We start from the raw sequence: 11888 nt of genomic DNA, 5'->3' as shown, positions 1-11888 counted from the left end.
AGCGATCCTACCCGTCGGCACGCTGGGCGCCGCCGACCGGGGTGAGCTCCACAGGGTCCGCGGAGGAGCCGATCACCGCCGCCACGTCGTCGGGCGCGCCCTCCTCGGTGCCGTCCGACTCGGCCATGGCGGCCTTCGACGACACGGCGAGCCGTTCGACGACGGCGGCGGCGAGCACCGGGCCGAAGCCGGTCACCTCCGCGATGTCGTCGAGGCTCGCGGTGCGCAGCTTCGCCACCGACCCGAAGTGCCGCAGCAGCACCCGCACCCGCGCTTCGCCGAGCCCCGGGATCTCCGCGAGCTGCGAGGCGATGTCGCGCTTGCGCCGGCTGCGCTGGTGGGTGATCGCGAACCGGTGCGCCTCGTCGCGGAGCCGCTGGAGCAGGAAGAGCGCGTCGGAGTTGCGGGGCAGGATGACCGGGAAGTCGCTGTCGGGCTGCCAGATCTCCTCGAGCCGCTTCGCGAGCCCCACGACCGCGAGGCCGGTGACCCCGGCGTCCTCGAGCGCGCGGGCGGCCGCGGCGACCTGCGGCTGGCCGCCGTCGACGACGAGCAGGTTCGGGCGGTAGGCGAACCGCTCCCCCTGCACCGCGGGCGCCGACTCCTCGTCCGCGAGATGCGCGAGCCGGCGGCGCAGCACCTGGTACATCGAGTCGGTGTCGTCGGTGGACGACGCGACGTTGAACCGGCGGTACTGGTCCTTGCGGGGCAGCCCGTCCTCGAAGACCACCATCGAGGCGACGATGTTCGTGCCGGCGAGGTGCGAGACGTCGTAGCACTCGATGCGCAGCGGCGCCTCGTCGAGGCCGAGCGCATCCTGCAGGTCGTTCAGCGCCTGCGATCGGGCGGTGAAGTCGGCGGTGCGGCGCGTCTTGTAGAGCATCAGCGCCTGCGCCGCGTTCCGGGCCGCGGTCTCCGCCAGCGCCGCCTTCTCGCCGCGCTCCGCGACCCGGAGCCTGGTGCGTCCCGCGCCCCGGCGGCCCTCCGCCTCCCGCCCCTCGGCCCGGCGCTGCGTCAGCCAGGTCTCGAGCTCCTCCGCGTCGTCGGGCAGCTCGGGCACCAGCACCTCGCGCGGCGGGTAGGCGTCCTCCTCGTACGCGCCGAGCAGCACCGTCTCGACGAGCTCGCCGCGGGTCACGTCGATCTCCTTGTCGACCGTCCACGTGCGTGTGCCGCGGATGCGCCCGCCGCGCACGATGAACTGCTGCACGCTCGCGGCGAGCTCGTCGTCCGCGATGCCGAACACGTCCACGTCGACGTCCTCGCCGAGCACGACCGCGGTCTTCGCGAGGGCAGCCTCCATCGCGCCGAGCGCGTCCCGGTACTTCGCGGCGGCCTCGTAGTTCTGCGCCGCCGCGGCCTCCCGCATCCGCCGGGTGAGGTCACCGCGGAACCGCTGGTCGCCGCCGGCCATGAACGACGCGAGGTCCTCGGCGAGGTCGTGGTGCGCTTGCTTGGGGATCCGGTCGACGCACGGCGCCGCGCACTTGCCGATGTCACCGAGGAGGCACGGCCTCCCGGTGAGCTCCGCCCGGCGGTAGGTGGTGTCCGAGCAGCTCCGCACCGGGAACACCTTGAGCATCAGGTCGAGCGTCTCCCGGATCGCCCACACCTTCGTGTACGGCCCGAAGTACTTCGCACCCCTCAGCTTGCGGTTGCGGGTGATGAGCACCCGCGGCACCTCGTCACCGAGGGTGATCGCGAGGTAGGGGTACGACTTGTCGTCCCGGAACTGCACGTTGAACGGCGGCGCGAACTCCTTGATCCAGCTGTACTCGAGCTGGAGCGCCTCGAACTCGCTGCCGACGACGGTCCACTCGACGCTCGCGGCGGTGGTGACCATCCGCCGCGTGCGCTCGTGCAGCGACCGCAGCGGCTGGAAGTAGTTGCTCAGCCGGGCACGCAGGCTCTTCGCCTTGCCGACGTAGAGCACCCGCCCCTTGGGATCACGGAACCGGTAGACGCCCGGGGAGACGGGGATCTCCCCCGCCTTCGGCCGCCACGGGACGGTGTCGCTCACGCGCTCACGGCGAGGGCCGGTTGGCGGAGCACCTCCGCCAGGAAGTGACCCGTGTGGCTGCCAGGGGTGTCGGCGATCTGCTCCGGCGTGCCTTCGGCCAGCACCGTGCCGCCGCCTGCACCGCCCTCAGGCCCCATGTCGACGATCCAGTCGGCCGACTTGATGACGTCGAGGTTGTGCTCGATGACGATGACGGTGTTGCCCTTGTCGACGAGCCCGTTCAGCACGTGGAGCAGCTTGTTCACGTCCTCGAAGTGCAGCCCGGTCGTCGGCTCGTCGAGCACGTAGACGGTGCGGCCGTTGGACCGCCGCTGCAGCTCGGTGGCGAGCTTCACCCGCTGGGCCTCGCCGCCGGACAGGGTCGTCGCGCTCTGGCCGAGCCGCACGTAGCCGAGGCCGACGTCGACGAGCGTCTTCAGGAACCGGTGGATCGCGGAGATCGGCTCGAAGAACTCCGCCGCCTCGGCGATCGGCATGTCGAGCACCTCGGCGATGTTCTTGCCCTTGTAGTGCACGGCGAGCGTGTCCCGGTTGTAGCGGGCCCCGTGGCACACCTCGCACACGACGTAGACGTCGGGCAGGAAGTTCATCTCGATCTTGATCGTGCCGTCGCCCTGGCAGTGCTCGCAGCGGCCGCCCTTGACGTTGAAGCTGAACCGGCCGGGCAGGTAGCCGCGGGCCTTGGCCTCGACCGTCTCGCTGAAGAGCGTGCGGATGCGGTCGAAGACCCCGGTGTAGGTCGCCGGGTTCGAGCGCGGCGTGCGCCCGATCGGCCCCTGGTCGACGTGCACGACCTTGTCGAGGTCGTCGAGGCCGGTGACGCGGCGGTGCTTGCCCGGCACCTTCCGCGCCCCGTTCAACCGGTTCGCGAGCACGCGGTAGAGGATGTCGTTCACCAGCGAGCTCTTGCCCGAGCCCGAGACGCCGGTCACGGCCGTCATCACCCCGAGCGGGAAGGACGCGGTGACGTTCTTCAGGTTGTTCGCGGCGGCGCCGACGACCTCGAGGCGGCGCTTGCGGTCGATCGGCCGTCGCTCGGCCGGCACCTCGATGGTCCGCCGGCCGGCGAGGTAGGCGCCGGTGATCGACTCCTCGTCGTCGAGGAGCGAGGCGTAGTCGCCCGAGTGCACGACCCGGCCGCCGTTGACGCCGGCGCCGGGGCCGATGTCGACGATCCAGTCGGCCGTGCGGATCGTGTCCTCGTCGTGCTCGACGACGATCAACGTGTTGCCGAGGTCGCGGAGCTTCACGAGGGTGTCGATCAGGCGGCGGTTGTCGCGCTGGTGCAGGCCGATGCTCGGCTCGTCCAGCACATAGAGCACGCCGGTGAGCCCGGAGCCGATCTGGGTGGCGAGGCGGATGCGCTGGGCCTCGCCGCCGGAGAGCGTGCCCGCCGACCGGGAGAGCGTGAGATAGGTCAGCCCCACCTGGGAGAGGAACTCGAGCCGTGCCCGGATCTCGCGGAGCACCTGCGCGGCGACCTTCGCGTCGCGCGCGGAGAGCTGCACGGTGTCCATGAAGTGCTGGGCGTCGGAGATGCTGAGGTCGGCGACGTCGGCGATGCTGTGCTCGTCGACGAGCACCGAGAGCACCTCGGGCTTCAGCCGCTTGCCGCCGCAGACCGCGCACGGCACCTCGCGGAGGTACTCGGCCCAGCGCGCGCGCTGCACGTCCGTCTCCGCCTGGAGCCAGTTGCGCTCCAGGTACGGGATCACGCCCTCGAAGCCCTGGCTGTAGGACATCTCGCGGCCGTAGCGGTTCTTCCACCGCACCCGCACCTCGAAGTTGTTGCCGTGCAGGACCGCGTTGCGGACGTCCTCCGGCAACGCTTCCCAGGGGCTGTCGAGCGAGAACCCGAGGTCGCGGGCGAGGCCGTTCAGCATCCGCTCGTAGTAGTTGAAGAGCTGCTTGCCCTGGTTCGTCCAGGGCACGATGACGCCCTCGCGGATCGAGAGCGTCGGGTCGCCGAGCAGCAGGTCGGCGTCGACCGCCATCCGCGTGCCGAGGCCCGAGCACTCGGGGCACGCGCCGAACGGCGCGTTGAACGAGAACGTGCGCGGCTCGATCTCGGCGAGCTGGATGGGGTGGTTGTTCGGGCAGGACAGCCGCTCGGAGAAGCTGCGCCACGCCTCGGGGCCGTCCTGGTCGACGAAGTTCACCTGCACGACGCCGTCCGTGAGCGACAGCGCCGTCTCCAGCGAGTCCGTGAGCCGCGTGAGCAGCTCGGGCCCGGCGACGAGGCGGTCGACGACGACGGCGATGTCGTGCTTGAACTGCTTCTTCAGCGTCGGCGGCGAGGCGAGCTGTACCGTCTCACCGTCCACGACGGCGCGCGAGTAGCCCTTCGCGGTGAGCTCCTTGAAGAGGTCGACGAACTCGCCCTTCTTCTGGCTCACGACCGGCGAGACCACCTGGAAGCGCGTGCCCTCCGGCAGCTCCATCAGCTGGTCGGCGATCTGCTGCACCGTCTGGCTGGCGATGACCTCGCCGCAGATCGGGCAGTGGGGCACGCCGATGCGCGCCCACAGGAGCCGCATGTAGTCCCAGATCTCGGTGATGGTGCCGACCGTCGAGCGCGGGTTGCGGTTCGTCGACTTCTGGTCGATCGACACCGCGGGCGAGAGCCCCTCGATGAAGTCGACGTCCGGCCGGTCCACCTGCCCGAGGAACTGCCGGGCGTACGCCGACAGCGACTCGACGTACCGCCGCTGCCCCTCTGCGAAGATGGTGTCGAACGCGAGGGACGACTTGCCGCTGCCGGACAGCCCGGTGAAGACGACGAGGGAGTCCCTCGGGATCTCGACGGAGACGTCCTGCAGGTTGTGCACCCGGGCGCCTCGGACGCTGAGCTTGGAGCTGGTCCCCACACGCGAAATCGGCACCCGACGAGTGTAAGGAGCCCCTCGGACACCACCTGCGCGTCGCCGAGGATCTCGGCGACACGCGGCCGGTCCCCCGGATTGGGGCCAGGGCCGTCCGTAGTGTCGGGGCCGAACGAGATCCCGGCGTGAGCACCACATGAGCGACCGAGGATCGGAGAGGGACCAGGTGAGCCGAGAGCGCATCATGCGGCTGCTGAAGCAGCTGCTCGCATTCGGAGCGGTCGGCGGCGTCGGCTTCGTGCTCGACGTGACCGTCTTCACGGTGCTGCGCGAGACCCTGCTGTCCCCGGCACACGTGCACGGCGGCGCGATCATCGCGAAGACGATCTCGACGACCGTCGCGATCGCCGCGAACTGGGTCGGCAACCGCTACTGGACCTTCGGCGGCGATCGCCGTTCGAACAGCGCGGTCGAGGCCCTCGAGTTCGCGGCCGTGAGCGTCCTCGGGATGCTCGTCGGCCTCGCCTGCCTCGGGTTCTCGCACTACGTCCTCGGCCTGCGGAGCGTGCTCGACGACAACATCTCGTCGAACGTCGTCGGCCTGATCCTCGGCTCGGCGGTCCGCTTCGTGCTCTACAAGTCGTGGGTCTACTCGCCCCGCCGGCGGCGCAACGCCGTTCCACACGACGCCGCGCCTTTCACCCGGCCGGTCCCGACGTTGTGAGCCGCGGGCGCCAGGGACCGCCTGAGCCTCAGACCCCGGTGGCGCCCTGCTCGACCAGCAGCCCGCGCAACGCGTCCCGCTCGGCGATGACCTCGCCGCACACCTCGACGAAGCGGTCCATCACGCGCTCCGGCCAGTAGGGCGACAGGTAGTAGGCCACGAGCTCCTGACGGCGGCCCCTGCCCTCCTCGTCGGCCATCTCGGCGTCGATGAGGTCAGCCGCAGCGTCGGATCCGGCGGCCGTCAGCCGCGGCACGGCGCCGAGCATGCCGGCATCCGCCGACACGGCCTCCGGCCCGGACGCCGCGGTGACGACGATGGGCTTCAGGGACGGCAGCCAGGCCGTCGCGACCGCCGAGACGTCGCAGATCAGTGCCGCCGCCCTGGCGAAGGTCGACTCGAGCGACTCCTCCTCCGCCTCGATCACCCGATGCGGCGCGCCGGCGGCCGCGATGGCCTCCCGGACCGCCCGGTCGGCGACGGCGTAGGCGGGCGAGGTCACCCCGATCAGCGGATGCGGGCGGTAGAGCACGGGGAAGCGGCCGTCCGCGAGCAGCGACGTCACCAGCCGCTCGCCGTGCGAGAGCACCGAGCTGTACGCGACGGACGGCTGCGCGCCCTCCCAGGTCGGCGCGTAGAGCACCGCCCCCGATCCCTCGACCGCCCCTTCGGCGGGCAGCGGCGCGGAGAGGGTCAACGGCTGGCCGACGATGCGGCAGTGCTTCGTCACGTCGAAGCGCATCAGCCGCCGCTCGATCCGGTCCACGGCCGCCTGGCCGGGTGCGAAGACGAAGTCGTACGCCTTCAGCTGGTTCGACGCCGAGACGCCCTTGTCGCTGTCGCCGTGCCCGATGTAGGCGTGCAGCAGGGACCCGAAGCGGAGCGCCTCGAAGTTGCGCGGCAGGTGGCTCACGTAGAGCGCGAGCTTCACGTCGCTGCGGCTCAGGATGCCGTCGAGCGTGCCGTAGCGCGCGATCGTCACGACGGGCACCGTGCTCGAGCGGGCGAGCAGGTCGGCAACCCTCGAGTCCTGGCAGACGATGACGACCGGATGCGCGGAGTGGAGCGCCGCGAACGTCGGCAGCCACGGGGTGATCTGGTACGTCGTGTCGAGCGCGCCCGGGAAGTAGACGAGCACCTCGGCGTCGAAGCGCGCGGCGGCCATCGCGACGTCCTGGCCGCGCCGATCCGGGATGGTGCGCGGGAAGAACCGCGACCGGCGCAGGCGGGCGATCAGCGCGGACTGCGCGCGGCGTCGAAGCTTCAGGACCCAGCGGCGCACGCCGATCACTGTATCGACGGACGCCGGAGCGACCGCCCCGAGCGCGGCGCGTTCCGGGTCAGACCAGGTGGCCGGCCTTCTCCATCTGCCGCAGGGCGCCCTTCATCTCGCTGAGCTCGTCGCGGAGCCGCGCGGCGAGCTCGAACTTCAGCTCGTTGGCGGCCTGCAGCATCTGCTGGTTCAGGTCGGCGATGACGCTCTCGAGCTCGGCGGCACCCGATGCGGCGATGCCCTCGCGGCGCAGGTTCGGCACGGGCGACCGCTTGCCGCCGTCACGCTGGCCCAGCATCTTGTCGGTGTCCGCGGCCTCGCGGGCGAGCACGTCGGTGATGTCCGCGATCCGCTTCCGCAGCGGCTGCGGGTCGATGCCGTGCACCCGGTTGTACTCGACCTGCTTCTCGCGACGCCGGTTCGTCTCCTCGATCGCCTGCGCCATCGACGGGGTGATCGTGTCGGCGTACATGTGCACCTGGCCGGACACGTTGCGGGCGGCGCGGCCGATGGTCTGGATGAGGGACGTGGACGAGCGGAGGAAGCCCTCCTTGTCCGCGTCGAGGATCGCGACGAGCGACACCTCGGGCAGGTCGAGTCCCTCGCGCAGCAGGTTGATGCCGATGAGCACGTCGTAGACGCCCTGCCGCAGCTCGGTCAGGAGCTCGACACGGCGGAGGGTGTCGACGTCCGCGTGCAGGTAGCGGACCCGGACGCCCGCCTCGCCGAGGAAGTCCGTGAGGTCCTCCGCGCTCTTCTTCGTCAGCGTGGTGACGAGGACCCGCTCGTGCCGCTCGGCCCGCACGCGGATCTCCTCGAGCAGGTCGTCGACCCGGCCCTTCGACGGCTTGATCACGATCTCGGGGTCGATGAGCCCGGTGGGGCGGATGATCTGCTCCACCACGCCGTCCGCCATGCCGAGCTCGTACTTGCCCGGCGTCGCCGACAGGTAGACGGTCTGCCCGACGCGGGCCGAGAACTCGTCCCAGGTGAGCGGCCGGTTGTCGAGCGCCGACGGCAGCCGGAAGCCGTGTTCGACGAGCACCCGCTTGCGGGACGCGTCGCCCTCGTACATGGCGCCGATCTGCGGCACGGTCACGTGCGACTCGTCGATGACGGTGAGGAAGTCGTCGGGGAAGTAGTCGAGCAGGCAGTGCGGCGGCTGGCCCGGCATGCGGCCGTCGATGTGCCGCGAGTAGTTCTCGATGCCGTTGCAGAAGCCGATCTGCTCCATCATCTCGAGGTCGAACGAGGTGCGCATCCGCAGCCGCTGCTCCTCGAGCAGCTTCGACTCGCGCTTCAGCTCGCCGAGCCGGTCGTGCAGCTCCTCCTGGATCGTGCCGATCGCCCGCTGCATGGTCGCAGGGCTGGCCGCGTAGTGCGTCGCGGGGAAGATCGACACCGCGTCGAGGGACGAGATGACGTCACCGGTGAGCGGGTGCAGGGCGTAGAGCGCCTCGACCTCGTCGCCGAACATCTCGATGCGGACCGCGTGCTCCTCGTACATCGGGATGATCTCGATGGTGTCGCCGCGCACCCGGAAGCGCCCTCGGGAGAAGTCGACGTCGTTGCGCTGGTACTGCATCGCGATGAACCCCCGCACGAGCGCATCGCGGCTGATCCTCTGCCCCACCTGCAGCGCGACCATCGCCTCCAGGTACTCCTCGGCGGCGCCGAGCCCGTAGATGCAGGACACGGTGGAGACGACGATCACGTCGCGGCGGCTCAGCAGCGAGTTCGTGGTCGAGTGCCGCAGGCGCTCGACCTCCGAGTTGATCGACGAGTCCTTCTCGATGAACGTGTCCGTCTGCGGGACGTACGCCTCGGGCTGGTAGTAGTCGTAGTACGAGACGAAGTACTCGACCGCGTTGTCGGGCATCAGCTCGCGGAACTCGTTCGCGAGCTGCGCGGCGAGGGTCTTGTTGTGGGCGAGCACCAGCGTGGGGCGCTGCACCTGCTCGATCAGCCAGGCCGTGGTCGCGGACTTGCCGGTACCGGTGGCGCCGAGCAGCACGATGTCCGACTCACCCGCCTTCACACGGCTGGCGAGCTCGGCGATCGCCGTGGGCTGGTCGCCGCTCGGCGTGTAGTCGCTGACCACCCGGAAGGGGCGGACCGCGCGGGTCGTCTGCATACCACACAGGCTAAGCGGCCCCTCGGACACCGCTGCGGCGATCCGCGGACCGCGAACGGCTACGCTCCACCCGATGTCCGAGGCCGCCGCCGACTCCCGCGCCTCGCGCCGCAGCCGGATCGCCGGCGTCGTGGTCTCCGCCTCCTCGGTGCAGGTGGGTGCCGCGTTCGGCGCCACGGTCTTCCCGATCGTGGGCCCCTTCGGCGTCGCCGCGATGCGGCAGCTGGTCTCCGCGATCACGCTGCTCGCCATCGCCAGGCCGCCGCTGCGCCGCATCGGCCTGCGCCGCCTCACCCCTGCGCTGATGCTCGGCCTCGTGCTCGTCGGGATGAACACCGCCCTGTATGCGTCGGTCGAGCGGATCGGGCTCGGGCTCGCCGTCACGATCGAGTTCCTCGGGCCCCTGGCGATCGCGCTGGCCACCGGGGGCGAGGCGCACGGCCGACGCGGTCCACGAGCGCAGGACGCGGCCTGCGCCGCCCTGGCGCTCGCCGGGGTGGTCATGCTCACCGGCGCGGTCGGCGGGGCACGGCTCGATCCGCTCGGCCTGCTGCTCGGCGTCGCGGCCGCGGTGCTCTGGGCGGCCTACATCCTGCTGAACCACCGCGCGGGCGCGCTGCCCGGGGTGACCGGCACGGCGGTCGCGAGCCTCACCGGGACGGTGCTCACGCTGCCGTTCCTGCTCGTGATCCTCGCCGGGGTGCCGCGCGCGGTGCTGCCGCACGTGCTGCTCATCGGAGCGGTGACCGGCCTGCTGTCGTCGGCCCTGCCCTACTCCCTCGACCTCGTGATCCTGCGCACGCTGCCGCGGTCGCTCTTCGGGATGCTGCAGAGCCTGCACCCCGTGGCCGCGGCCGTCTTCGGGCTGCTGGTGCTCGGGCAGCACCTGGAGCCGCTCCAGCTCGCCGGCATCGTCGCGGTGTGCCTCGCGAACGTGCTCACCGTCGCGCTGCAGGGCCGCGGGTCGGGGTCAGCCGCGTAGCCGCTGCCACAGGTCGTCGGTCTGCGCGAGGGTGGTCTCGAGCGTCCCGCTCGTGTCGATCACGTCCGTGGCGAGGGCGCGCCTGGCGTCGTCGTCCAGCTGGGAGGCGATGCGGGCGCGCGCGTCCTCCTCGCTCATCCCGCGCAGCTCGACGAGCCGGGTGACCCGGGTCTCGACGGGCGCGTCGGTGACCACGATCCGCTCGAACTCCCCCACGCCGCGGGCGTCGATGAGCGGCACGTCGTAGACGACGACGCCGTCAGGGTCGCGCTCGACCGCGGCGCGGAACAGGTCGTGCGACCGCCGCACGACGGCCGGATGCACGATGTCGTTCAGGCGGTGCCGCGCGGCCGGATCCGCGAACACGATCGCGCCGAGCGCGGGCCGGTCGAGCCGCCCGTCGTCCTGCAGCACGCGCTCGCCGAAGGCCGCGCGGATCGCGTCGAGGGCGGGCTCTCCCGGCTCGACGACCTCGCGGGACAGCGCATCCGCGTCGACGACGACCGCGCCGAGCTCCGCGAGGCGGCGGGCGACGGTGGACTTGCCCGACGCGATGCCGCCGGTGAGCGCGATCAGGGGCACGACCACGAGCCTAGACAGGCACCGCCGGCGGTCGATCTACGGTGACTCCGTGAGCGCATCCGCCGGGGACGCCGTGCGAGCCCGCGGCGGGGCCGTGGCGGTGCTGCGGCTCCCTGCGTTCCGGCGCCTCGCCATCGGCGCCACCATCAGCCGCTTCGGCAACGGGCTCGCCACGGTGGCGCTCGCCTTCGCGATGCTCGACCTCACCCACTCCGTTCCCGCGCTCGGCCTGGTCGTCGCCGCCCGGTCGGCGGCGAACGTGGCGCTCCTGCTCGTCGGCGGCGCGCTGGCCGACCGGCTGCCCCGCAGGCCGCTGCTCGTGGGCTCCGCGCTGCTCAGCGGCGCGGCACAGCTCGCGATCGGCGGCGTGGTCGCCGCGCACCTCGACCTGATCGCCGTCGTCGCGGGGCTCGCCGCCGTCAACGGCGCCGCCGCGGCGGTCGCGCAGCCGCTCGTGACCGCCCTCGTGCCGCAGACCCTCGACTCGGACCTGCTGCAGGAGGGCAGCACGGTCTTCCGGATCGGCACCAACACGGCATCGCTCGTGGGGACCGCGGTTGCGGGGGCCGGCGTCGCCGTGCTCGGATCCGCGCCCGTCGTGGCGCTCGACGGGGTCACCTTCCTGCTCGCCGCGCTCGCCTGGTCGGGACTGCGGGTCGAGCGGCTCGTACGATCGACGCGCACGTCCCTGCTCGCCGACATCGTCGACGGCTGGCACGCGTTCCGCACCCGCCGATGGCTGTGGGCGGTCGTCGTCGCCTTCACGATCGCGAACGCCGCGTACGCCGGTGCGGTCAACGTGCTCGGCCCGGTCTACGCCGACCGCTCGCTCGGCCGCGCAGGATGGGGCTTCGCGCTCGCGGCGATCACCGCCGGCTTCGTGCTCGGCGGCCTGGTCGCGCTGCGGGTGCGCCCGAAGCGCCCCCTGGCCGTCGCCGTCTGCTGCGTCGTGCCGTTCGGGGCGATCCCCGCCCTCCTCGTGCTGATCCCGGTTCCGGCGCTGCTCATCGCGGCGCTGCTGCTGATCGGCGTGCTCACCGAGGTGTTCGAGGTGCTCTGGCAGGTCGAGCAGCAGCGCCGGGTGCCGGCGGAGCTCCTCGCCCGCGTCACCTCGTACGACCTGCTCGGCTCGTTCCTCGCGATCCCCGTCGGGCAGGCCCTCGCGGCGCCCATCGCGTCGCTCGTCGGGCTGCAGCCCGCGCTCGTCGGCGCCGGCGTGATCGGCGTGCTCGCCCTCGCCTCCTGCCTGCTCGTCAAGGACGTGCGGGCGCCGTCACCGGAGTGAGGTCCGGAACGCCGAAGGGCGGCTCCCCCGTGTCGAGGGAACCGCCCTTCGGCGTTCAGCGTGCTG

General features: G+C 71.7%; 8 protein-coding genes. 3 read left to right on the top strand and 5 right to left on the bottom strand.

Annotated elements, in window-relative coordinates; genetic code table 11:
* Window positions 1-7: 7 nt before the first annotated feature.
* Complete coding sequence (uvrC, locus tag VIG76_RS01365; protein WP_331950233.1) at window positions 8-2020, bottom strand: excinuclease ABC subunit UvrC; 2013 nt, start codon at window positions 2018-2020, stop codon at window positions 8-10.
* Window positions 2017-4902, bottom strand: coding sequence for an excinuclease ABC subunit UvrA (uvrA, locus tag VIG76_RS01360; protein WP_331950231.1), 2886 nt, complete (start codon window positions 4900-4902; stop codon window positions 2017-2019). Before uvrA ends, uvrC begins: the two co-directional genes overlap by 4 nt.
* A gap of 166 nt (window positions 4903-5068) precedes the next feature.
* Between uvrA and VIG76_RS01355 the strand changes: the two genes are divergently transcribed.
* Complete coding sequence (locus VIG76_RS01355; protein ID WP_331950229.1) at window positions 5069-5566, top strand: GtrA family protein; 498 nt, start codon at window positions 5069-5071, stop codon at window positions 5564-5566.
* Between the two features lie 28 nt (window positions 5567-5594).
* Here the strand turns inward: VIG76_RS01355 and VIG76_RS01350 are convergent, their stop codons facing one another.
* Complete coding sequence (locus VIG76_RS01350; RefSeq protein WP_331950227.1) at window positions 5595-6848, bottom strand: CDP-glycerol glycerophosphotransferase family protein; 1254 nt, start codon at window positions 6846-6848, stop codon at window positions 5595-5597.
* Window positions 6849-6906: 58 nt separating this feature from the next.
* Complete coding sequence (uvrB, locus tag VIG76_RS01345; RefSeq protein ID WP_331950225.1) at window positions 6907-8973, bottom strand: excinuclease ABC subunit UvrB; 2067 nt, start codon at window positions 8971-8973, stop codon at window positions 6907-6909.
* Between the two features lie 73 nt (window positions 8974-9046).
* Between uvrB and VIG76_RS01340 the strand changes: the two genes are divergently transcribed.
* Window positions 9047-9955: an EamA family transporter gene (locus VIG76_RS01340; protein WP_331950223.1), complete on the top strand. Its 909-nt coding sequence runs from the start codon at window positions 9047-9049 to the stop codon at window positions 9953-9955.
* Here VIG76_RS01340 and coaE read toward each other — a convergent pair.
* The gene (gene coaE / locus VIG76_RS01335; RefSeq protein WP_331950221.1) at window positions 9944-10537 is read right to left on the bottom strand and encodes a dephospho-CoA kinase; all 594 of its coding nucleotides are present in this window, start codon (window positions 10535-10537) and stop codon (window positions 9944-9946) included. The genes VIG76_RS01340 and coaE overlap by 12 nt on opposite strands.
* Before the next feature lie 49 nt (window positions 10538-10586).
* Here coaE and VIG76_RS01330 point away from each other — a divergent pair, with 49 nt between their 5' ends.
* Window positions 10587-11822, top strand: coding sequence for an MFS transporter (locus VIG76_RS01330; RefSeq protein WP_331950219.1), 1236 nt, complete (start codon window positions 10587-10589; stop codon window positions 11820-11822).
* Window positions 11823-11888: the final 66 nt, after the last annotated feature.

The sequence above is a fragment of the Amnibacterium sp. genome, from assembly GCF_036559085.1.
Classification (GTDB): Bacteria; Actinomycetota; Actinomycetes; order Actinomycetales; family Microbacteriaceae; genus Amnibacterium.
Note: the sequence above shows the minus strand (reverse complement) of the source record. Positions and strands in the feature narration are given on the sequence as shown.

Excerpts from the sequence above, each read along its gene's own strand:
- uvrB (WP_331950225.1), bottom strand. The coding sequence starts at position 8,973 with ATGCAGACGACCCGCGCGGTCCGCCCCTTCCGGGTGGTCAGCGACTAC.
- VIG76_RS01340 (WP_331950223.1), top strand. The coding sequence starts at position 9,047 with ATGTCCGAGGCCGCCGCCGACTCCCGCGCCTCGCGCCGCAGCCGGATC.